The organism is Sphingomonas bisphenolicum (assembly GCF_024349785.1).
In the GTDB taxonomy this organism is placed as follows: Bacteria; Pseudomonadota; Alphaproteobacteria; order Sphingomonadales; family Sphingomonadaceae; genus Sphingobium; species Sphingobium bisphenolicum.
Genome location: NZ_AP018818.1, coordinates 535,593 through 557,160, shown reverse-complemented (window position 1 = coordinate 557,160; position 21,568 = coordinate 535,593). Strand labels below are relative to the sequence as shown.

Sequence of the window (21,568 nt, the reverse complement as noted above, 5' to 3'; positions counted from 1 at the left end):
AGATGGAGGCCATGACACAGGTGCGGGCAATAGCGCATCGGGGGCGCTGGGCGATTGCGGCGATGATTACCGTCGCCATCGCCATCAGCTATCTCGATCGGCAGACTCTGCCCTGGGCGATCAAATATATCGAGGCCGACATTCCGATCGGCAACCAGACCAAGGCCGTCCTCGATTCCGCCTTCCTCGCCACCTATGGCCTCATGTATCTGGGCGGCGGCTGGCTGCTCGATCGGGTGGGGACGCGCCGGGGCTTTCTGGCGATCATGATCTTCTGGTCGCTCGCCTGCGCCAGCCATGGGTTGGCGGGCGGCATCGCAGCGCTGGTGGTCAGCCGGTTGCTGCTGGGGGTGGGCGAAGGCGGCGGCTTTCCGGCGGCGACCCGCGCCATCGCCGAATGGTTTCCGGCGCAGCGTCGCGCTGCCGCCATGGGGCTGGTCAATGCCGGGACCGCGGTCGGCGCGGTGATTGCCCCGCCGCTGATCGCAGGCATATTGGCCTATGGCGACTGGTTCGGCCTGTCGAGCTGGCGCTGGGTCTTCTTTGTTACCGGCGCTTTCGGGCTGGGTTGGGCGCTCTGGTGGTTCGCGACCTATCGCACGCCGCCGGTCGTGGACAGCGACACGCATGAAGCAGACGGCCCCGCCCCGACCATCGCGATGCTGCTGGCGCGCCGGGAAGTGCGCGGCCTGGTCGCCGCCAAGTTCCTGAGCGACGGCGCCTGGTATTTCTACCTTTTCTGGCTGCCCAAATATCTGTTCGAGGCACATGGCTTCGACCTGAAGCAGGCTGCGACCATCGGCTGGATACCCTATGCCGCCTCCGGCGTGGGCAGTCTGTGCGGCGGCTGGCTGTCCAGCCGCCTCCTCTCCTCGGGCCGGTCAGTCAACGCCGCGCGCAAGATCGCCCTGGGGCTTAGCGCCACCTGTATGCCCTGGGTCATGCTCGCCCCCACGACCGGGTCGATCGCGGCGATCATCGCGATCTTCAGCCTCGCCTTCTTCGGACAGCAAAGCTGGTCGACGCTGGTCATGACCCTGCCGACCGATCTCGCGCCACGCAGCGCGCTTGGCCGTCTCGCTGGCCTCGTCGGCCTGGGTGGCGCGTTCGGCGGCATCGTCATGGGGCAGGCGGCCGGCTGGGCGCTCGACGCCGGGCTTGGCTACACGCCGGTGCTGACCGTCGCGGCGACCCTGCACCTGATCGCCTTCGCGCTGATCTGCCTCGCCATTCCCCGAATTTCACGTCTCACCTTCATGCGAAAGGCCGTTCCTTGAAAATCACCGAAATCCGCACCCGCGTCGTCCAGTGGGAAGGCGAGACCGTGCCGCTGCCACCGCATTTCTGCACGAACCCGATGGATATCGTCTCGCCGATGCTGTCGCCCGAGACGATGGGCACCTTCACCTTCCATGGCTGGCTGATCGTGGAAATCTTCACGGACGCAGGTCTGGTCGGCATCGGCAACGCCGCGCTCGCGCCGCTCGTCACCAAGCAGATGATCGACCAGTATCTCAGCCCCCTGCTGATTGGCCAGAACCCGTGGGACAGCGAGTTCCTGTGGCAGCACATGTATCGCAAGACCATGGCGTTCGGGCGCAAGGGCGTGGCGCTGGTCGCGATCTCCGCGCTCGACATCGCGATCTGGGACTTGATGGGCAAGGCTGCCAAACAACCCGTGTTTCGCCTGCTGGGTGGCCGGACCAAGGCGAAGATCCCGGTCTATGCCAGCCGCCTCTATTCGATCCCGCTCAATGAGCTGGCGCAGGAAGCCGCCGCCTACAAGGCGCAAGGTTATAAGGCGATGAAGCTGCGCTTCGGCTGGGGGCCGATCGACGGGGCCGCGGGCATGGCGCGCAACGTGGAATTGATCCGCACCGTGCGCGAAACCGTGGGCGACGAAATCGACATCATGGCGGACGCCTATATGGGCTGGAGCCTGGACTATGCCAAACGCATGATGCGCCTGATCGAGCCCTTCAACCTGCGCTGGCTGGAGGAGGCGATCATCCCCGACGACATCAACGGCTATCATGAATTGCGCCGCTTCGGCACGACGCCGATCGCGGCGGGCGAACATGAGTTCACCAGCTACGGCTTCCGCCAGATGATCGAGGCCAAGGCGCTCGACTATTTCCAGTTCGACACCAACCGCGTGGGCGGCATCACCGCCGCCCGCAAGATTCAGGCGCTGGCTGAGGCCTATTCCATCCCCGTCGTCCCCCATGCCGGGCAGATGCATAATTATCATGTCGTGATGGCCAGCCTGAACAGCCCCATCGCCGAATATTTCCCGATGGTCGATGTGGAGGTCGGCAACGAACTTTTCTGGTATATCTTCAAGGGCGAGCCACAGGCAGTGGACGGCCATATCGATCTGGACGACAACCTCCCCGGTCTGGGTCTCGCCATCGACGAGGCCGCTCTCTCGCGCTTCAAGGTGATCGGATGATGAACAGGAAAGTGGCCGTTCTCGGCTTGGGTCTGATGGGCGGGGGCATGGCGCGGCAATTGCTGGGGGCGGGCTTCGATGTGGCGGTCTGGAACCGCAGCCCCGACAAGGCGGCGGCGCTGGGCGAAGCTGGCGCAAGGATCGCGACCACGCCCGCCGATGCAGCGGCGGGTGCGGCCATCGTCATCGCCATGCTCGCCGACGACAGCGTGTCAGATACTGTATGGACCGGTGCGCACGGTGCGCTCGCGGCGATGAGTCCTGATTCAATAGCTATCGATTCCAGTACGTTAACTGATATATGGGTGACGACACTGGCCGATCTTGCGGCAAAGTACGGCGTCCGTTTCCTCGAAGCCCCCGTCACCGGCAGTCGCGATCAGGCGGCGCAAGGCGCCTTGCGCTTTCTGGTCGGTGGCGACCCAGCGACGCTGGCAGATGCCCGCCCGGTTTTCGAGGCCATGGGCAGTGCGATCGTCCATCTCGGCCCGGTCGGCAGCGCCGCGACGGTGAAGCTCGCCAACAACTTCCTGTGCGGCGTTCAAGCGGCCAGCCTGGCCGAAGCCATCGCTCTGTTGGAAAAACGCGGACTGGACATCGAACAGGCGATGGCGATCCTCACCGATGGCGCCCCTGGCAGTCCGATGGTGAAAGGCGTGGGTCGCCGGATGCTCGACCGCGACTATGCGCCGCATTTCCTCGTCCCGTTGATGGCCAAGGATCTGGGCTACGCCGCGCAAGCGCTCGCCGATGTCGGCATCATCTCCGCCATGGCCCAGGCCGCAAGGCAATGTTTCGTGGAGGCGGCCGCTGCCGGCGAGGGGCATCGCGACATAGCGGCGATCGTGGAGCCGCTCCGGAAAATCTGAAAACCGAGAGGGAGAGGCGCGGATGAAAAAACGCGCGATACTGTCCATGTCGTTGTTCGCAGCGATCATCTCGCCGCTCTCGCCTGCCGCTGCGCAGGACAAGGCGCCCATCGCCGCGACCTTGACCGCCAGCATTATGCTGCACGCCGACACGCCCGGAGCGGCGATCGACCGCCCGATATTCAGCCCGGTCGCCGAGCATCCGGGTCGGGTCGGTATCCAAATCCCCAATATGCGCGTCGCCACCGAAAGACATTCTGACCGACCGCATTCTCCTCAAGATCCGCAACCGAGCAAGGCGTGATGATTTGCCGGTTGCAGGCACCGGGATCGTGGATGATAGTCTGCTTCGTGGATGAACCTTTGCCAGGAGATCCGACCTGCGTAGCCAATTGCCCATATCGACAGGCCTGGCGCCTGTGCGCGCAGCGCTGTTCGCCTGATGGAAACCATCGGCCGCGACCTTAATGAGATGCAGCGCGTGCCGCTGGCCGACGATCATGTCGAAGCCCTGCGCGCGGCTGGCGCGTCGGCAACCTACCCGGCGGACAGTTATATCGTCCAGCCCGGCGATCCGGTCGATTGCTTCGTCTATGTCGAGGATGGCGAGATCGAGGTTGTCGATGCCTTTACGGGCGCGCGTTACGGCTCGTCCACTCTTGGTCCGGCGCAATTCATGGCAGAGATATCCTTCCTGAGCGGCGGCGTCTGGACGATGCCGATGCGGGCCGTGCGCGATACGCAGGTGATCGAGGTGCCGCGTGCCGCCATGTTGCGGCTGATGGCCGAGATGCCGGAGATGTCCGATATCATCATCACGGTCCTGTCGGCCCGGCGACGGCGCCAGCTCGACAATCGGGACGGCACGCTGGTGCTGATCGGTGAGGAAGACGACCGCGATATTCGCTGCATTGCCGAATTTGCCAGCCGCAACCGCCTGCCTTTCGCGTCCCATGCCATCGGGTCACCGGAAGCGGAACGGGTTGCAAGGAGTTGCGCCATAGCGATCGGCCAGCCCGCGGTGATCTTCGGCCGCGATCGGGTGATCGCACAGCCTACGCCGCACAAGGTGGCGGAACTGCTGGGCCTTAATCGGGATGTTGCCCAATGTGAGGCGTTCGACGTGCTGATCGTCGGCGGCGGTCCGGCAGGTGTCGCGGCGGGTGTCTATGCCGGCGCGGAAGGGCTGAATGCCCTCGTCGTCGAGGATATCGCGATCGGCGGCCAGGCGGGTACATCGAGCCGGATCGAAAATTATATGGGCTTTCCGACCGGCATTTCCGGCGCCGACCTTCTATGGCGGGGCGAAGTCCAGGCGATGAAGTTCGGCACGCGATTCGTCATGCCCCGCCGGGTCGAACGCTTGGAACGGCTGGACAGCGGCCAATTCTGCGCGACATTCGACAATGGGCATCAGGTGCGGGCGGGGGCGGTCGTCGTGGCGACCGGAGTACAATATCGACGCCTTCCCATCGCCCGTTTTGCGGAGTTTGAAGGTGCCGGCATCTATTATGCGGCCACCGAGAATGAAGCGCGCTATTGCAGCGGCGCTGAGGCGATCGTCATAGGCGGCGGCAATTCCGCGGGGCAGGCGGCCATGTACCTCAGCCGTTCGGCCGATCATGTCCGCCTCTTGGTCCGGGGTACGTCGCTCGCCACATCCATGTCCCACTATCTGTCGAGCCGCCTGGAGGCCGACCCCAAGATCAGCATCGAATATGAAACCCATATTGTCGCGTTGCATGGATTGCAGACACTCGACGGGGTGACGATCCAGAAGGAGGGCACCGCCCCCCGCACCATGCCGGTCTGCGCCATGTTTGTCATGGTCGGCGCCGCCCCCAATACGCAGTGGCTGACAGGACTTGTCACCCTGGATGACAAGGGCTTCGTCATGACGGGCGACGCGGTGGATGCCGGCTCGCCCTATGCCACCTCCTGCCCGGGCATTTTTGCGGTCGGCGATGTCCGTTCTGGCTCGGTCAAGCGGGTGGCGTCTTCGGTTGGCGAGGGGTCGGTCGTCATCTCGAAGGTCTGGGACTTTCTGAACGGCTAGGCGGCGTAGCGCACAAGGTCTTGCGGGCGTGAGTATGGCCGTAAAAGGTCAAATCGGACATGCTCTGGGGCGGGAAAAGAAGATGCTGACGGGTCTTCCTTATTCGGCAGATCGGGCCGGCGACAGCAGGAACACCACATAGCCGCGAAATTGGGGCTGTCTGGCAAGCATCGATGGCGCAACCCATTGTCCACCTTCGACAATCGCGACCCGGAAGGGAATGGGAAAGCCCTCCATCCGTCGGAAATAATCTTCGTAGCCTGCAATTGTCGTGCGTCCCTGATAGGTCTGTATCACCACCTCATCAATGATGCGGGCGAGGCCTGCCAGCGCTTGCGGATCGCCATGCGCGCTCCAGTCCATCAGCCCCGTAATCGACAGTCGCCAAGAACGCGGCAGGCGCTGGCGCAGGTCGCGCAGGAAAGTCTCATATGTGTCGATGCCCCGCGTGGCGGCATCGAAATCGATCTGGAGGCCCGCGACGCGATTGCCTGCCTCTCGCCAGCGGTTGAGATCGTCAAAAATGGCCGCGTAGGTGGTTTCGTTCCAGTCGAGCCGATCCGCCCGGACCACCAGCCAGACCGTCTTGCCGGAAAGGCGGGGAACGCCCATGCGCAGCCGCTCCAGACGGGACAATCCACCGCGGCGCACTTCTCCGTCGAGCAGATAGACCGTCTTCGGCTGCAAAGTCTTGTCCGGATGGACGCCTGGCCAGAGGTAAAAGGCGTCATAGGCCGCCGGGTTAACGGTGGTTGCGTCATTCGCCGCCTGACGCTGGCAACCGCCCAGCATCATGGCCACCAGCAGCGCCATCCGCCAGCCTGCCGACCGGATCATCACCAATAATAGCGCAGGGCCTTGGCCCACTGACTGTTCGGATAACGCTGCTTCAACTCTGTGAACCACGCCTTGCGGTCACCTTTGGGCGCTTGTGCCGCATCCATCTCGTCATAATTGCGGTGAGGACCGCCACAATTGCTGTAGCCCGACGGCGCGTAGCACATCACTGCGCGATACAGGGCATAGGCGCGATTCTCCGGTGCTGCCTTTTTGTCGGCGATAATCGCGGCATAGATATCGGATCGCGACAGGGGGCGGCCGGGAAAGCCATCTGGCCCGTTGCCCAGAGCCATGGCATTCTCGCCAGGGTTGAACAGGCTGAAGCCGTCGAAGCCGTTCAACCGATAGAAGTCGCCCAGGCATAGCCGCGCCTTGGCATCGGCGGGCGTGCGCGTGAGCGTCGCTGCGGTTTGGGCGACAGCCGGGCATGGGAAGCCATCCGACCATTTGCCCGTGCGGAACAGGCCGGCGGGAATGCTATCCTGCTGCGTGAAATCCCATAGCCCCGCGGCGCTGTCGGCATTGGCGGGGAGCAGCGCCAGATCCTTGGCAAAATCAGCGTAAGCGCCCCTGTTCAAATCCTTGTACAGCAAGGTGAAGCGGGCGATGTCCTGTTCGCGTGCGGGCCGGGCTGCGTCCTGCGCGCTGTCCCGCAGGATGGCGGGTGTCGCCAGGCTTTGCAGCAGGATCGAGCGGATGCTCGTGTCAGTGACGGGCGAACCGGGTGCAAAAATCTGCGCTACCCGTCCGTCGCGCTGCCAGCGTATGGCGAGGCCCATTTCGACCAGAGGTCGCTCATAGCGTGGACTGGCTCCGCCTAACAAGTCGCGCCAGAACCCCACTTCATTGGGATCGCGCGACTTGGCAAGCGCCATGCCGCGCAGCATCTGACGGCTGAAGGTGATCGGCGTGAAGCGGCTTGCGCGAGCCGCGTCTGGCAGCAGGGTCAGGATCGCCCTTGAGTCTTCTCCCGCATAATAGCTGCGGCTGGCCTGGAGCAGTCCGTATAGATCGCCATGCGCCGCAAACTGGTCTTTTTGCGCCGCGAGGTCGGCGGCGGACAGTCCGGCGGGGCCATCCGCCGGCCTGCGCATCCGCTTGAGGTCGGACACGGCGAGCAGAAGCGGCAGGTTCCGCTGCCCGTCGATAATCGCGCCCGCATCCGACCGTTCCAGCAGCTTGATGTCGATTTCCTCGGCCAGATCGGCAGCGGCTTCATCGTTTCCGGGCGTTGCGGCGAGGAGTGTCTCATAGCTCTGGGCTAGCGCCGCCATGTCGCCGCTCAGCCATGCAACCCGGCGCATCAGCCCTTGCGCCGACGCTGCATAGCGTCCCTTGGGATAGGCCTTCAGATAGGCTGCAATGCTGTCCCGCGCTTCGCCTATGGCGATGCGATCAGCTTTGTCGGGGCCGGCAAAATCCCCATATTCGGTGACCGCGCTCGATATGGCGGCCCGCAGGCCGATACGTATCGGCATATATTGAGCAGTTTCGGCAACCCATCGGCTGCGCGCGCGGGTCAGGGCAGCAAAGCCTTCTCTGGCGGCGGACCAATCGTTCCGGTGGAACGCGTCGGCAGCCTTGAGATAGGCGAGATACTCGCGGCCCGGCTTGCTGGAGATTGGCGTATCCCATGTCGCGTCACTACATCCCGTTTTCGTGCGCAGACGAGCCAGCGCGCCGCGATCCCCAGCCGGCAGACCCGGCTCGGCGTTCAGCGCCGCGGCAAAGGCCAGGATCGCATCCGACGACGCGCCGCAGCCCGGCGTTGCGTCCGCCGCCTGGCTGGCGCTTTCGTTGCTGGCAGGCGCGGGTTGCGGCCAAAACGCAGCCCGCATACCCGGCCATGACATGAAGATTTGCCCGAACTGTGGATTGTCGATCTCCGTCACCGCGCTTGCGGGCTGGACCTGCCCAGGCCGAAGACTTTGCATCAGGAGCAGCAGGTTGATCCGTGTGTCATTCCCCGGGCTGATCGCAGCGCGACCGTCGCAATCATAATCCTGCAAAGCCAGTTGCCATTCCGGCGAGCAGGATGAGTCCGCACAGGCCCAGAGCGCTCCGCTCAGCGCGACACTCGAAAATATCAGCCCCGCCAGCAGGGTTGCGACTGGATGTCTGCGGGCCGATCGAAGGCCATGGCGCATGATGCGGCGTGCTGGGGTCGGTTTCATCATCCTTTCGTAACTGAACAATTGATCGCTTCAGCGCAATCACGAACGGCAACGGATCGGCCATACGGACCGATCCTCCTTCCCAGAGCCGAGGTTCAGCCGGATCAAGCCGTTCTGTGGCATCGCCACTTGCTACGGCAAGCATCCGGCCAATCATCGCGCCGCCTTGAAAGTCGTTCGCCAGGCGGCAGATCCTCTCAGTAGCGGTAGCCGAGCGTGAATCCGTAGGTCCGCGGCGGCAGCCAGGTGGCGCCGATGACGCGCCCGGTGGAGATCGCGAAGGTGGAACTGGCCCGAAGCGTGTCCGCGATATTCTTGATCCACAACGACGCCGTGACGTCCTCCTTGTTGGAGGTCCAGCGCAACGCCGCGTCGAACAGCGTGAAGGCCTTGGCGCCCTCGCTCAGACGATTGAATTCGGTGAAATAGATGGTGCTCTTGCCCGACATGTCGCCCGACAGAGTGACCGTGCCCATGTCGCTATGATCGACAAGATCCAGTTCACCATGAACATTATAGGACCATTTCGGTGAGTTGCGGGTGCGGTTGCCCGCCAACTGTATCTGGCACCCGCCGACATTCGCGCTGCCGTCGACGCAGGGCGCACCAAAAGCAGTGGGGTCGGGGTTGGTGACGGGGTTATAGGCCGGCTGCCCCGGCTGTGAGACATTGCGCGGATCCAGCGGATCGAGCGTCAGAAAATCCTTATATTTACTATCTGTATAGGACAGGCCACCCGATAGGCGGACCCGATGCATCGGCCGCAGCATCCACTCGATCTCGACACCTTTCGCTTCGGTCCTCGCGGCATTTTCGAAGATCGTCGTGTAGCCGGTAGGGCCGCCGCCGATCGTCTTGTTGATCTGCAGATCCTTCAGCTTGTACCAATAGCCCGCGAGATTGAGGGTCAACATGCGATCGAACAGGTCGAGTTTCGCGCCGACTTCATGGTTCTTCATCTTTTCCGGCTTCACGATCGTCGAGCTGCCCGCGGCGTTCTCGCCCGATCCGGCCTTGAAGCCTTCGGAATAGGTATAATAAAGCAGCGTATTGCCGTTCGGTTGCCAGTTAAGGCCGATTTCCGGGGTGAAATCCTTGAACGTCTTCTGCCGGTAGGTGCCGCCTTCGGTGTAAGGCGCATCGGTGTAGGCCAGCACCGACCCTACGGCCGGATTGGCGTTGGCCGTCATGACGACCGACATATTGGCGGTCGATACCTTTTCATGACTGAAACGGCCGCCCAGTTTCAGTGTCAGATTATTGAGGCCGATCGCTTTTTCCAGGTCGAAATTGAGCTGACCGAACGCTGCCCAGGCTTCGGTATTGAGCCGCGAGCGCAGGCACACACGGTTAGGCGCAACGCCATCGGAAAAGCCGCACAGATAATCGGCATAGGCGAGGCCGATCGAACCCGGTGCCGCGACCTTGCCGTCGATGATGGTCGGTCGCGTCGCGAGAAAGCCGATATTGCTGGCCATGCCATAGGAGGACGTCAGGCCGACCTGGTCGCGCGGTCGCTGATGCTCGCCGAAATAATAGAGACCGACGACGCCGTTGACGATGTCGCTGTCATATTTGACCTGAAATTCGTTGCTCCATTGCTTCGAATTGATCGTCCGCGTTTGCACGGTCGTAGCGGTCGGCAGCCGGTTGACTACCGCTGAAATATCGAGATCCTGAATTAGCTGGGTCTTGAAATCGCGGTAATTTGCGACATTGGTGATGGAGAAGGCGTCACTGAATTCCCAGTTGAAGGTCGCGGTATAGGACTGGCTCTTGGTGTTGACCGAGGGCGGCTCATCGCTGCCCAGGTCGCGTGGTTTGGTCGCAATGCCGGCCGGGCCAAGGGGCGCGAGGCGCGCGACTCCCGGAAAGGCGTCGCCATAATAATGGACCGCGCCGCTATTATCGTCCTGACGGAAATATTCCGCCGAGAGCAGCAGGTCCGCTTTTTCGGAAAAAAGGATTTGGGCCTGGCCGCGCACCATCTTGCGATTGAGATCGTCGACGTCCCAGTTGTTGAACGGATCCTTGCCATAGCCATCGCGGACTTCGCTCTTAGCTGCGAGGCGCAAGCGCAGCCAGTCGGCGACTGGGCCGGAAACCGCGGCCTCCGTCGTGAGCGCCTGATAGTTGCCGTAGCTGAGGCGTGCATAGCCGCTCAGCCTGTCTGTGGGCTTGGCCGTGATGATATTGATCGAGCCACCGACGGCGTTACGGCCGTAAAGGCTACCCTGCGGGCCGCGCAGCACCTCGACGCGCTCGACGTCGAAGAGGGAGGTCAGTTGCGCTTCCGCGCGGGCGACATAGGCGCCATCGACATGGAGCGCGACGCCGGTGCTGCTGCCGGTGGTCGACGTATTGGCGCCTACACCGCGGATGAAGACCTTTGCCTGGTTAAAGTCGTTGCCGAAGGTGACAGATGGCACCAGCTGCTGCATATCCTGCAGGTTGCTGATCCCGGCATTGGCCAGCGTGTCGGCACCAATGGCGGATACCGCGACGCTGACATCCTGCAATGATTGCGCGCGCTTTTGCGCCGTCACGATGATTTCATTATAGCCGTTGTCGGCGGAGCCATTGTCTTGCGCCACCGCCGTATGCGCCATGGCAAGCGCCATGGCAGACGCCGATAAGGTCATGTGCTTCCGCAGTCTCGGCATCATCTCTCTCCCTGTTTTTTGTCACCGGCTTGAACCGGTCCCGTCTCCTTTTATCCATGATGCCACCCTGCATCCAGAAAAATGTGCTCCAAGGATACAAATGACCGTCGGATTCTTGCGCGCCGCCGCAAAGCATCAGCCCGGCCGGACGTTTCCCCAAGACGATGACTGATCACCGGCAAGATGATTGCAACAGGGTTGAGCATAACGCATGAGCCGATGAGCGCTTCTCGTTGGCCGGTTTTCACGGCTTAGCCTAGCCGGTCCTCGACACAAGATTATCGGGGGCACCATGACACGACCATTTCGCCACGCGCTGACGATCGCCTTGCTGGGCTCTGCCGGCTGGCAGGGCGGCGCGCTGGCCGCCGACGCGCCCGCGGCGGATGCGGCCGGCAGCGTGGACATCGTGGTGCTGGGCAGCCGCAGCGCCGATCGCACCGTGGCGCAGAGCAGCGCGCCGATCGACGTGGTCGGCAATGACGCGCTGGTGCAGACCGGCGGCGCGGCGGGGCAGTTGCGCGACGCGCTGTCGGCGCTGGTGCCCAGCTTCAAGGTCGATACCGGGTCCAACGCCGCCTACAACACCTTCGGCCGTCCGGCGGGCCTGCGCGGCCTGTCGGGCGCGCATGTGCTGGTGCTGGTCAACGGCAAGCGCCGCCATCCCAGCTCGATCCCGTTGCCGACGACCGCCCAGGCATCGGGCGCGAACGCGGTCGATCTCGACCAGATCCCGATGAGCGCGATCGACCATGTCGAAATCCTGCGCGACGGCGCGGCGGCGCAATATGGCTCCGACGCGGTCGCCGGGGTCATCAACATCGTCCTCAAGAAGGATGCGTCGGGCGGTTCGGTCACCATCTATGGCGGCGAGCGCTATCGCGGCGACGGCGAGCAGGCGCAGGTACGGCTGAACTATGGCTTCAAATTGCCGAACGAGGGCTTCCTCAACCTGTCGGCCGATTATTTCTTCCAGGATTTCGCCTTCCGTCCCGGCCTGGCCACGGTGCAGAACTATCCGAAGATCAACGGCCAGCCCGACCCGCGCGAAGCGACGCGCGACCGCCACCTGACCCGCGGCGGCGGCTGCGCTTCCGCGCCACGATCGACTGGATGGAAAGCCATGACGACCAATGGGCCGATATATTGGCCAAGGCCACCGGCATCGACCGCGACTATTATCTGGAATGGCGCCGCCTGAAGAAGAACAGGACCCGACTGGTGCCGATCGACGACAAGGCGATCGCCGACCAGCAGTCCGCCGCCCACCTGTTCCGTCGTTTCGACGTGACGAAGGCGCATTTCGATGCGGCTCCTTTATGGGACAGGCGCTTCGAAGCGATCCTGTCCTGATCCGGCGTATCGGTTTTGGCGGGGCTTCGCCGTTATGGACAGATGTGCTAGCGGGTCGAGATGAAGAAATATGATCTAGCGAGTGGGGCCAACGACGAAGGATCGGGGCGCCGCCGTCAGATATTGGAAATCGCGGCGCAATTGTTCGCTAAAAAGGGATATCGCGGAACGTCGATGCGCGACATCGGCGAGCAGGCCGGCGTGTTGGGCGGTTCGCTCTACCACCATATAAAGTCTAAAGACGCGCTGTTCGTCGAACTGCACAATGCGGCGCTGGATGCCGCCGAAAACAGCATCGCCCACGCTGTTCGCGTGCAGGACGAGCCGTGGGCCAGATTGGCGGCGGCCTGCGCGGCCTTGCTGGAAATCCAGCTGGCGCCTGATTCGCTGACGATGCCGATGATGAACGATTTTCGCGAGGTGCCCGATGCGGTGCGCGAACAGCTGATCGCGCGGCGTGATCGGTTCGAAGAGATTTTCCGGTCGCTGGTCACTTCCTTGCCGCTACCCCCTCATATCGATCGTTCGATCTACCGCAACCTGTTGTTGTCGCAGCTCAATTCGGCATCGGACTGGTATCGCGACGGACGTTTGTCGCCCAGCGAGATTGCTGCTCAGATCGTTGCGATCTTCCGGCGCGAATAAGGCCTTCGAGGATGACCAGACCCCCTGAACAACGCGCCGACATTGACTGTAACACATGTTTGGTATAGTTGCAGCGCTGCGCTTTGAGGAGAGGCCCGATGTTGAGCTATGTTCCCCCGATCGACGATTACCGCTTCCTGCTGACGCAGGTGCTGGGCTTTGATGCGGCGATGGCGGAGACAGGCAAGGAAGTCGACGCCGACCTGGCCGTCGCGGTGCTGGAGGAAGCGGGGCGCATGTGCGCCGATCGGCTGCACCCGCTCAATCGCCATGGCGATGAAGAAGGCAGCCGCCTTATCGACGGCAACGTGGTCACGCCGACCGGGTTTGCTGACGCCTGGCGCGATTTCGTTGCCGCAGGCTGGGCCTCCATGTCTGCCGATCCGGCCCATGGCGGTCAGGGCCTGCCCTTCATCCTCCAGTTGTGGCTGGATGAAATGCTGTCTGCGGTGAATCTGTCCTTTGGCCTGTTTCCAGGCCTCACCCGCGGCGCCTGCGAAGCGATTGCGGCCCATGCCAGCGATGCGCTGAAAACCGCCTATCTGCCGCGAATGGTGAGCGGCGAATGGACCGGCGCCATGGCTCTGACCGAAAGTGGGGCCGGCACGGACCTGGCCCTGCTCAAGACCAAAGCCGTGCCGCAGGACGACGGCAGCTTTGCCGTGACCGGGCAGAAAATCTTCATTTCGTCGGGCGACCATGATTTTGGCGGCAACATCGTCCACCTCGTTCTCGCGCGCCTGCCCGATGCACCGGCTGGGGTGAAGGGAATCAGCCTGTTTCTGGTGCCCAAATATCTGCCCGACGCGGATGGCGAATTCACGATACGCAACGGCATGTCGGTCGGGGCGCTGGAAAAAAAGATGGGCATCCATGCCCAGCCGACCTGCGTAATGAATTACGACGAGGCGACCGGCTGGCTGGTTGGCGCGCCGAACAAGGGACTAGCCGCCATGTTCACGATGATGAACGCGGAGCGGCTGATGGTCGGCATCCAGGGACTGGGCGTCGCCGGCGCGGCCTATCAGCAGGCCGCGGGTTATGCCAAGGAGCGGCTCCAGGGACGCAGCGCCGATGGTGCGCGTGGGCCGGTGGCGATCATCGACCATGCCGATGTGCGGCGGATGCTGCTCAACATCCGCGCCTTTGTCGAGGCCGGGCGGGCATTGGGCGGCTGGACCGCGCTACAACTCGATCGGGCGCATCATCATCCCGACGCGGCAGAGCGGACCAAGGCCGACGCGCTGGTCGCGCTGCTGACGCCGGTGGTGAAGGCCGCTTTCACGGACTTCGGTTTTGAAAGCGCGGTGCAGGCACAGCAGGTGTTCGGCGGTCATGGCTACATCCGCGAATGGGGCATGGAGCAATATGTCCGCGATGCGCGCATTGCCCAAATTTATGAAGGCACCAACGGTGTGCAGGCTATGGACCTGGTCGGGCGCAAGCTGGCGCTTGCAGACGGCGCCGTGGTCGAGGGCTATTTCGCGTCTGTTGCGGCTGATCTGGATGCGGCCGGCACCATCGATGTGGCGGACAAGACGCGGGCGGCACTCGCCCTGCTGCGCACCGCCACGGCGTCGTTGCAGGACGCGAATGGAGATGCGGCTGGTGCGGCGGCAGTCGATTATCTGCGGCTGTTTGCGCTTGTATCCATGGGGTGGATGTGGACGCGCATGGCCGCGGCGGCACAGGGTGACGATCCCCTCCATATCGGCAAGCGTATCGTCGCCGATTTCTTCGCGCAGCGGATGCTGCCCCAGGCGCACAGCCTGGCGGCCAGCATCGCGGCGGGCGAAACGTCCATCATGGCGCTCGGCGCGGAAAGTTTTTGAGCGACGCATATTCTATGTGAAATCGCGCAGCGGCGCGTAGTTCGCCGCTGCGCGATGACGTTCATGCCGGTCCGGGGCCGATCTGCCGATCAGCCCAGCCGCGTCACAGCTTCACGCGGAAATCCACGCCATAGCTGGTGGGCTCTCCATAGGTATTGCCGGCATAGCCAAGGCTGCCGAAGTCGATGCCGTAGAGCCGATATTTTTCGTTGAAGATATTCTTGCCCCAGAAGGCCAACTCCGCTTTCGCACCGTTGAGATCAATGTTTGTCAGAGAGATTCTGCCATTGACCAGATGGCGCGGCGCGCCGGCGATGTCGTCATTATAGGGCGTCCCGACGGTCGTCGGGTGATAATAGATTTTCGTCCGATAATCATAGTCGCCCCGGACTGACAGCCGCCCGAACGATAATTCCGCGACATCCCATTGCGCATAGGCGCTGACCGTCGTCGTCGCGCCGACCAGGAAGCGTGCGCTATCCTTCACGTCCACGATCTGGTTGGTCGTGGGATCGAGGATCAGGAACTGCTTATATTTGCGGTTGGTGTAGCCCAAATTGGCGCCCAATGTGAGGGTATCGATCGGCTTGACCGTAAGTTCGGCCTCAATCCCCCAATAGCGCGCCTTGCCCGCATTGACGGTGATGCTGGACGCGCCGCTGGTTCCGGCCTGGAACTGCTGAAGCTGCAAGTCGGAATGGCTGGCATAGAAGCCGGTCAGGTTCAGGCGCAGGCGCCGGTCGAGCCAGTCGGACTTGATGCCCGCTTCATAGGAGGTCAGCGATTCCGGGTCGAAGCCGGAATTGATCGAGCGGGCGTTGAAGCCACCTGCCTTGTAGCCGGATGCGGTGCGGGCATAGACCAGCATAGAGGGCGTCGCCTGCCAGTTGATGCTTGCGGCATAGTTGAAGCGGCTGAAACTGGCATCCAGTTCGCGGACCTGTGGCGCGCGCTGCACCAGATGCTTCTTGTCATGGGTATAGCGAATGCCGCCCGTCACGCTCAGCGTGTCGGTCAGCTTGTAGCTGCCCTGCGCGAAGGCCGCCGCCGACTTGTTATAATGGTCATAATCGGTCAGCGACGAAAGCTGCACGCCGAAGCTGTTGAGCGACACGGTGGGCGTTAGTGGAATGGGCACGGGCGACGGGAGGATCAGCAGGAAGTTCTGCGGATTATATTCGGACGAATGTTCGTGGAAATAATAGCCGCCCAACACATATTCGAACCGATCGCCAATGTCCCCGAGCAGGTTGATTTCCTGCGAGAATTGATGCTGGCGCCGATGGTTCTGGGTGCTGAACAGGTCGATCGGGGTGACGCCCAGCGGATTGAAGCTGAAGGGCGGAGCCAGAATTTCCGGGCCGACGGTGAAGCCGACCAGACCCGAATTACCGTCCAGATCGTCGCGTGCGTTCCGGTTCGTCCAGCGTCGGAAGCCGGTGAGCGATCGCACGGTCACCCCGCCCAGATCCAGTTCCGCCGTCAGCGTGTGGCCGATCACGCGATCGGTCATCTTCCCCTGGTTGAGGGCGATGCTGTCCAGTCGATCGGGCGAAAATACGGGCGCGCTGCCGCCAAAAGCGGATGATGCCTGAAGATAGGCCAGGACGTCGGGCCGGATCACGGTCAGCTGGAAAGCCGGCGCATAGCTTTCGCGCTTCGACCAGTCGAACCCATAATCGAGCTTCAGCGCGCCAGATTCGAACTGGACCGCGCCGCGGACCGCGTCGAGTACATAGGCGCCCGGATCGCGATTGTCGGGCGCATTGACGTCGTCGACATAACCGTCGCGTTCCTTGTGCAGATAGGTCAGCCGTGCCTTGAGGCCGCTATTGGCGATATTGCCGCTGTCGACCGAGGTCTTGAGGCTGTAATAGCCGTAATTGCCCGCCGATCCGTTGATCGAGGCGTGGAAGTCGTCGGCAGGCTTGGCGGTGATGAGGTTGACGGCGCCGCCGATCGTGTTGCGACCATAAAGCGTACCCTGCGGCCCGCGCAGCACTTCGATCCGTTCCAGGTCGAGAATGTCGAACGCGCTGCCTGCGGCACGGCCCAGGATGATGCCATCGACATAGATGCCGACCGGGCTGTCCGACGTCAGGATGGGATCGATGTCGCCGACGCCGCGGATGAACAATTGCATGTTGGTGGAGGAGGCGGGCGATGTCGTCACCGACAGGCTGGGCGCCACCGCTGTCAGGTCGGCGGCAGAGGCGATGCCCTTGTCGCGGATCATGTCGGCGTTGAGGGCAGTCACCGCGATCGGCGTGGATTGCAGATTTTCCGCCCGCTTTTGCGCGGTCACGACGATGTCGGCGATGCCGCTCGTACTGGTGTCTGCCGCTTCGCTCTGCGCTATGGCCGGCCCGGCCGCGAAGATGAGGGCGACGCCGCCCAGCAGAAAATAGCGCAACTTCATGGTCACTTTACAGTTCCTTCCCCGTCCAATGTGTTCTTGTTCCTGCGAGCGTCAGGCGCGCACCTGACCAAACTGGTCCGCAATCTCGCGGACGGCGGCAGCGATGTCGTTGCGGCGATAGCCGAGCAAGGCGACCTCAACGGCGTTCGGCGCATAGTCGATCCAGTTGCCCCGCCCTTGCGGGATAGCGACGTCGGGCAGCAGCGGCAGTTCCGCGTCCCGCTCTTCGACCTGGACGGATCGGCATGCCGCGTCGAAGAAGAGCTGGAAATAGGCGCGGAAGGACATGGTCTCGTCGCCCACCAGATAGGCTTTGCCCGGCTCGCCACGGAGCAATGCGCCTTCCAGGGCCTGCGACAGCGATCGATAGGACATGAAATTGGTGCCGCCGGTCGGCGCATAGGGCTCGATTGGAATATGTCCCTCGGCCCATTGCATATAGGGTGCGAAGATGGCGCTGGGCAGGCCGGGCACCGTGCCGACCATGAAGGGCGCGTTCACGCTGATGACGTCGAAACCCGGCCGCCCCTGCGCGCGTGCGCCTTCGCAGGCAGCTAGACGGGAACGGATATAGCTATTGTCCGCCAGCAGTTCCGGCGCGGCTTGCGGATAGAAGCTGCCGAGCTGGATGGCACGGTTGACCCCGGCATCCCGGCACGCGGCGAACAGCGCGGGGACTGCCTCATGATTGGCCTTCAGCAGGAAGGCGTCGAAATCCCCGCCCTGCGGCACATGACGCGGGTCGTTCCCGGCGGCGAAAATCACCCAGTCGAACCCTGCGAGCCGGTCCGGCGTGAAATCGCCCGCGACATAGTCGCCCTGCAGGAAGGGCATCGCCGCCATCGGGGTCAATGCGAGCGGCGCGTTGCGGCCTGCGACCGTGACATCATGGCCCTGGGCGGCCATGTGGATCGCAGCATGGCCGCCCAGCGCGCCTGTACCGCCGATCACCAATAGCTTCATAGCGTCATATCCTTGAACTGGTTCATGGAGGTTCCGGCGTTGACCGGACGTGTTTCGGTCCAGTCGAGCAACAGGCTGCGCCGGGTGAAGCGCCATCCTTCGTCATCGCGCCGCCACGCATCCTGATAGCGGATCGCCCAGACCAGAATGGCGTCGCGATCGCGCAGCAGATGGCTGGCGGCGCAATAGGTTTCGCCGACGGCGGCATCCTCGTCGATGATGACGCGTTGCTGCAGCACGTCATGCCGCGTGGCGCGATACATATGGTCGAGCGCATCGATCAACTGGAGGCAGGCGTCCCGACCCTGGGTGATGAAGCCTGGCCCTTCGATCACGCACTCTTCCGCCAGCACCTGCCGCCACAGCGCCTTGTCGCGCCGGTCCGCCCCGATGGCATAGAGGTCCGCCGCCTGCCGCAGCAGGTTTTGGTCGATCATCAGGGAATGGGCGTCAGCCATGGCTCAGAGCATGTCCGCGAGCGGCGGAAAGGCGGAGAGCAAGGCCGCGTCGATATTCTGCGCCTGCCCGTTGATCCCGGCCGATCGGCGGCTCAGCAGGAACAGCGCGACCTCCGCGATCTGCTGCGCGCTTAGCGCGCCGCGATAGGCGGGATCGGCCACCTCATCGGGATCATCGATCGCTTCCAGCCCGACAGTGCCGGTCATGCCTGTTAGCACCATGCCGGGGCAGATGGCGTTGATCCGTGTGCCTCGCTCGGCAAAGGCGGAGGCCGCCGACCGCACCAGCCCGACCAGCCCATGTTTGGACACGGCATAGGCGGGGCCTTCGGCAAAGCCGATGACGCCGGATAGCGATGCTGTGACGACGCAACTGCCGCCCGGCCGCAACCGCGCGCGCGCCTGCTGCACGCCCAGATAGGTGCCGCGCAGATTGACGGCGATGATCCGGTCGAAGGTTTCGAGCGCCAGTGCCTCCAGCGGACCATAGGGCTGTATCATACCGGCATTCAGGAACGCCGCGTCGATGCCGCCGAAACGTTCTTCGGCCAGATCGAATATTGCCTGATTATCCTGCTCGCTGGCGATGTCGGCGCGGATGGCGACGGCCTGACCACCGCGCGCCGCGATCAGTTCCACGGTGCGCTCGGCCCCTGGCAGATCGATGTCGGCCACCACGACCTGCGCGCCTTCCACCGCCAGCCGCTGGCTGGCCGCACGGCCGATGCCCGATCCGCCGCCGGTGACGATCGCGACCTTGTCATTGAAGGGTGCGCGGCTCATTCCGCCGCTTCCTGTGCCGACTGCGCACGGAAATGCGGGATGACCTTGGCGCCGATATTGTGGATCGTCTCCAATATCGCCGCGTGTGGCACCGTGCCCATCTGGAACAGGAACAATATCTCGTCTGCGCCCGCTTCCTGCAGGCGCGTCACATAGCGGATGCAATCATCGGCATTGCCATAGGCATCCTGCGCCACGGCATAATTGCTGACATGCTCGTCGCCGACGGGAATATGTTCCTCCGACAGATAGGCGACGACGGCGTCCTTGCCCTGCTGCAGCGCATCGGCCTGTTCTTCGGCGGACAAGTCAGCGACGCTGGGCTTGGGACCGCCCTGATACCAGTGGGCGATGGCTTCGGCGAAGAAGCGCTGGCCCCGCAGGCCGATCCTTCGCGCCTCCTCGCGATCATCCAGAACGCAGGCGGCGCAGAAGGCGGCGAGATGCTCCGTGGGGACGATGCCGACCTGATCCTCCGCCTTCCGAGTGCGGAAATTCTCGCGATAGATGGCATTTTTGCGCGCGATTTCCTCCGGCCCGGAAAAGCCCAGGACCAGCGCGCCGATGCCGCGCTTGCCGGCTAGTTCCAGCGTGGCTTCACGGGTGCAGGCATAATAGAGCGGCGGATGCGGCTTTTGCAGCGGCTTGGGATGGATCGGACGGCGCGGGATTTTGATGTAGGTGCCGTCATGTTCGATCTCGTCCTGCGTCATGATCTTGGGGATCAGATACATGGACTCGTCGATCATCGGTTGCAGTTCGGCCAGGTCATAGCCGAAGGTGCCGGCCTCCTGCTGGGTGCCGCCCTTGCCCATGCCGAAATGCACCCGCCCGCCCGACAATATGTCGAGCGTCGCGATCCGTTCGGCCACCTTCACCGGATGGTTCATGGCGGGCGGAAGGCACACGACGCCATGGCCGATGCCGATCCGGCTGGTCCGGCCGGCCAGATAGGCCAGCACCGTTTCGGGCGCCGACATATGCGCATATTGGGTCAGCGCGGTATGTTCGACGCACCACACGGTGTCGAAGCCGAGCTGTTCGGCCAATATGACCTGCTCGACGATCTCGTTGAAGCAGCGCACTTCCGACGCCGGGGACGGGTCAGCCATTTGCGCTTCGTAGATGATGGAGAATTTCATATCTGCTCCTGAAAAATGGGCCGTGTCAGGCGGGCATTGCGATGCCGTTGCCGCTGATCATCGGCACGACGGTCCATTGCCCCTCGGGCGTCTGCATCCAGCCGGCCGCCGCGCGTGCGCCGCCATCGACATGCAGGGTGGTGCCGGTGATCCAGGCGGCCATGGGACTGGCCAGATAGAGTGCAGCATCCGCGCTGTCCTGTGGCCGGCCGAAACGGCCCAGCGGAATCCATTTGTCCATATGCGTGCGGTTCTGCGGCGGGATCATATACTCCAGTGGCACTTGCGGCGTGTCGGTGGTTTCGGGCGCGACGGCGTTGATGCGGATGCCGGCAGGCGCCAGTTCCAGCGCGAGGCTCTGGGTCAGGCCGGTGACAGCCGCTTTGGCGGCGCCATAGATGGCGCAATTGGGAATGCCGCGAAACGCCTCGATCGACGTGATGTTGACGATGCTGGACCCCGGCCCGGCTGTCCGCAACAGCGGCAGCATGGTGCGGGTGACGCGCACGACCTGGCCGAAATTGATGTCGACGATCGCATCGACCTCGTCATCTTCCAATGCCTCGAACGCCTTTGTGTGCAGGAAATGGCCGACATTGTTGACCAGTATGTCCAGCTTGCCGTCCCAGTCCCGTACCTGACCGCCAAGCATGCGCAGTTCGGCGCGGTTGGTGATGTCGCAATGGACGACCAGCGCCTGTGGAAAACGCGCGGCGAATTCGGCGCAACGCATCTCGTCTGCCTCAGCGATCGCGATCCGGGCGCCAGCCTCGGCGAAATTCTCGGCGCAGGCCAAGCCGATGCCCGATCCTCCACCGGTGATCAACACGCTCTTGTCGCGAAAATCGATGGCTTTCATGATCTCTCCCGGATGTCGGCTTTTTGCCGTTGCCGACATTCTAGCGGTTCAGGTGCGAGG

19 protein-coding genes are annotated in these 21,568 nt (G+C 63.1%); 9 read left to right on the top strand and 10 right to left on the bottom strand.

Annotation, left to right across the window (positions count from 1 at the left end):
* Window positions 1-11: 11 nt before the first annotated feature.
* From SBA_RS20935 to SBA_RS20915, 5 genes are all read left to right on the top strand, one after another.
* Window positions 12-1,277, top strand: coding sequence for an MFS transporter (locus SBA_RS20935; RefSeq protein ID WP_261936860.1), 1,266 nt, complete (start codon window positions 12-14; stop codon window positions 1,275-1,277).
* Complete coding sequence (locus SBA_RS20930) at window positions 1,274-2,452, top strand: L-rhamnonate dehydratase (RefSeq protein WP_261936859.1); 1,179 nt, start codon at window positions 1,274-1,276, stop codon at window positions 2,450-2,452. The genes SBA_RS20935 and SBA_RS20930 overlap by 4 nt, the downstream gene beginning before the upstream one ends.
* A complete protein-coding gene (locus SBA_RS20925; protein ID WP_261936858.1) occupies window positions 2,449-3,321 on the top strand; it encodes an NAD(P)-dependent oxidoreductase in 873 nt (290 codons plus the stop codon). The genes SBA_RS20930 and SBA_RS20925 overlap by 4 nt, the downstream gene beginning before the upstream one ends.
* A gap of 22 nt (window positions 3,322-3,343) precedes the next feature.
* Window positions 3,344-3,625: a hypothetical protein gene (locus SBA_RS20920; protein WP_261936857.1), complete on the top strand. Its 282-nt coding sequence runs from the start codon at window positions 3,344-3,346 to the stop codon at window positions 3,623-3,625.
* A 138-nt stretch (window positions 3,626-3,763) separates the two neighbouring features.
* Entirely contained in the window at window positions 3,764-5,377 is a 1,614-nt protein-coding gene (locus SBA_RS20915) for an FAD-dependent oxidoreductase (RefSeq protein WP_261936856.1), read from the top strand.
* 99 nt (window positions 5,378-5,476) lie between these two features.
* On the opposite strand, the gene SBA_RS20910 is transcribed toward SBA_RS20915, so the two are convergent.
* From SBA_RS20910 to SBA_RS20895, 4 genes are all read right to left on the bottom strand, one after another.
* A complete protein-coding gene (locus tag SBA_RS20910) occupies window positions 5,477-6,190 on the bottom strand; it encodes a DUF3142 domain-containing protein (RefSeq protein ID WP_261936855.1) in 714 nt (237 codons plus the stop codon).
* A 23-nt stretch (window positions 6,191-6,213) separates the two neighbouring features.
* Entirely contained in the window at window positions 6,214-8,226 is a 2,013-nt protein-coding gene (locus SBA_RS20905; RefSeq protein WP_261936854.1) for a hypothetical protein, read from the bottom strand.
* A complete protein-coding gene (locus SBA_RS20900) occupies window positions 8,213-8,455 on the bottom strand; it encodes a hypothetical protein (protein WP_261936853.1) in 243 nt (80 codons plus the stop codon). Before SBA_RS20900 ends, SBA_RS20905 begins: the two co-directional genes overlap by 14 nt.
* A 133-nt stretch (window positions 8,456-8,588) precedes the next feature.
* Window positions 8,589-11,033: a TonB-dependent receptor gene (locus SBA_RS20895; RefSeq protein ID WP_224549124.1), complete on the bottom strand. Its 2,445-nt coding sequence runs from the start codon at window positions 11,031-11,033 to the stop codon at window positions 8,589-8,591.
* A 313-nt stretch (window positions 11,034-11,346) separates the two neighbouring features.
* On the opposite strand from SBA_RS20895, the gene SBA_RS20890 reads away from it, so the two are divergent.
* From SBA_RS20890 to SBA_RS20875, 4 genes are all read left to right on the top strand, one after another.
* Window positions 11,347-12,255 (top strand): TonB-dependent receptor plug domain-containing protein, encoded by a 909-nt coding sequence (locus SBA_RS20890; RefSeq protein ID WP_261936852.1) that lies wholly within the window; start codon window positions 11,347-11,349, stop codon window positions 12,253-12,255.
* Window positions 12,201-12,407, top strand: coding sequence for a hypothetical protein (locus SBA_RS20885; protein WP_261936851.1), 207 nt, complete (start codon window positions 12,201-12,203; stop codon window positions 12,405-12,407). The genes SBA_RS20890 and SBA_RS20885 overlap by 55 nt, the downstream gene beginning before the upstream one ends.
* A 60-nt stretch (window positions 12,408-12,467) precedes the next feature.
* Window positions 12,468-13,052, top strand: a complete 585-nt coding sequence (locus tag SBA_RS20880; protein WP_261936850.1) for a TetR/AcrR family transcriptional regulator — start codon at window positions 12,468-12,470, stop codon at window positions 13,050-13,052.
* A gap of 98 nt (window positions 13,053-13,150) precedes the next feature.
* Entirely contained in the window at window positions 13,151-14,884 is a 1,734-nt protein-coding gene (locus tag SBA_RS20875; RefSeq protein WP_261936849.1) for an acyl-CoA dehydrogenase family protein, read from the top strand.
* A gap of 103 nt (window positions 14,885-14,987) precedes the next feature.
* Here the strand turns inward: SBA_RS20875 and SBA_RS20870 are convergent, their stop codons facing one another.
* From SBA_RS20870 to SBA_RS20845, 6 genes are read right to left on the bottom strand one after another with little or no spacing between them, the layout of a single operon-like run.
* Window positions 14,988-17,303, bottom strand: a complete 2,316-nt coding sequence (locus SBA_RS20870; RefSeq protein ID WP_261937484.1) for a TonB-dependent receptor — start codon at window positions 17,301-17,303, stop codon at window positions 14,988-14,990.
* 51 nt (window positions 17,304-17,354) lie between these two features.
* Window positions 17,355-18,266: an NAD-dependent epimerase/dehydratase family protein gene (locus SBA_RS20865; protein ID WP_261936848.1), complete on the bottom strand. Its 912-nt coding sequence runs from the start codon at window positions 18,264-18,266 to the stop codon at window positions 17,355-17,357.
* Window positions 18,263-18,724, bottom strand: coding sequence for a nuclear transport factor 2 family protein (locus SBA_RS20860; RefSeq protein WP_261936847.1), 462 nt, complete (start codon window positions 18,722-18,724; stop codon window positions 18,263-18,265). Before SBA_RS20860 ends, SBA_RS20865 begins: the two co-directional genes overlap by 4 nt.
* A gap of 3 nt (window positions 18,725-18,727) precedes the next feature.
* Window positions 18,728-19,507, bottom strand: coding sequence for an SDR family NAD(P)-dependent oxidoreductase (locus tag SBA_RS20855; RefSeq protein WP_261936846.1), 780 nt, complete (start codon window positions 19,505-19,507; stop codon window positions 18,728-18,730).
* Entirely contained in the window at window positions 19,504-20,649 is a 1,146-nt protein-coding gene (locus tag SBA_RS20850; protein WP_261936845.1) for an LLM class flavin-dependent oxidoreductase, read from the bottom strand. The genes SBA_RS20855 and SBA_RS20850 overlap by 4 nt, the downstream gene beginning before the upstream one ends.
* 25 nt (window positions 20,650-20,674) lie before the next feature.
* Entirely contained in the window at window positions 20,675-21,508 is an 834-nt protein-coding gene (locus SBA_RS20845; protein ID WP_261936844.1) for an SDR family NAD(P)-dependent oxidoreductase, read from the bottom strand.
* Window positions 21,509-21,568 lie beyond the last annotated feature (60 nt).

Bases quoted from the DNA above. Each gene is read 5' to 3' on its own strand.
- SBA_RS20935 (WP_261936860.1), top strand. From the start codon at position 12: ATGACACAGGTGCGGGCAATAGCGCATCGGGGGCGCTGGGCGATTGCG.
- SBA_RS20925 (WP_261936858.1), top strand. From the start codon at position 2,449: ATGATGAACAGGAAAGTGGCCGTTCTCGGCTTGGGTCTGATGGGCGGG.
- SBA_RS20920 (WP_261936857.1), top strand. From the start codon at position 3,344: ATGAAAAAACGCGCGATACTGTCCATGTCGTTGTTCGCAGCGATCATC.
- SBA_RS20915 (WP_261936856.1), top strand. From the start codon at position 3,764: ATGGAAACCATCGGCCGCGACCTTAATGAGATGCAGCGCGTGCCGCTG.
- SBA_RS20910 (WP_261936855.1), bottom strand. From the start codon at position 6,190: ATGGCGCTGCTGGTGGCCATGATGCTGGGCGGTTGCCAGCGTCAGGCG.
- SBA_RS20900 (WP_261936853.1), bottom strand. From the start codon at position 8,455: ATGGCCGATCCGTTGCCGTTCGTGATTGCGCTGAAGCGATCAATTGTT.
- SBA_RS20895 (WP_224549124.1), bottom strand. From the start codon at position 11,033: ATGACCTTATCGGCGTCTGCCATGGCGCTTGCCATGGCGCATACGGCG.
- SBA_RS20890 (WP_261936852.1), top strand. From the start codon at position 11,347: ATGACACGACCATTTCGCCACGCGCTGACGATCGCCTTGCTGGGCTCT.
- SBA_RS20880 (WP_261936850.1), top strand. From the start codon at position 12,468: ATGAAGAAATATGATCTAGCGAGTGGGGCCAACGACGAAGGATCGGGG.
- SBA_RS20875 (WP_261936849.1), top strand. From the start codon at position 13,151: ATGTTGAGCTATGTTCCCCCGATCGACGATTACCGCTTCCTGCTGACG.
- SBA_RS20870 (WP_261937484.1), bottom strand. From the start codon at position 17,303: ATGAAGTTGCGCTATTTTCTGCTGGGCGGCGTCGCCCTCATCTTCGCG.
- SBA_RS20865 (WP_261936848.1), bottom strand. From the start codon at position 18,266: ATGAAGCTATTGGTGATCGGCGGTACAGGCGCGCTGGGCGGCCATGCT.
- SBA_RS20860 (WP_261936847.1), bottom strand. From the start codon at position 18,724: ATGGCTGACGCCCATTCCCTGATGATCGACCAAAACCTGCTGCGGCAG.
- SBA_RS20855 (WP_261936846.1), bottom strand. From the start codon at position 19,507: ATGAGCCGCGCACCCTTCAATGACAAGGTCGCGATCGTCACCGGCGGC.
- SBA_RS20850 (WP_261936845.1), bottom strand. From the start codon at position 20,649: ATGAAATTCTCCATCATCTACGAAGCGCAAATGGCTGACCCGTCCCCG.
- SBA_RS20845 (WP_261936844.1), bottom strand. From the start codon at position 21,508: ATGAAAGCCATCGATTTTCGCGACAAGAGCGTGTTGATCACCGGTGGA.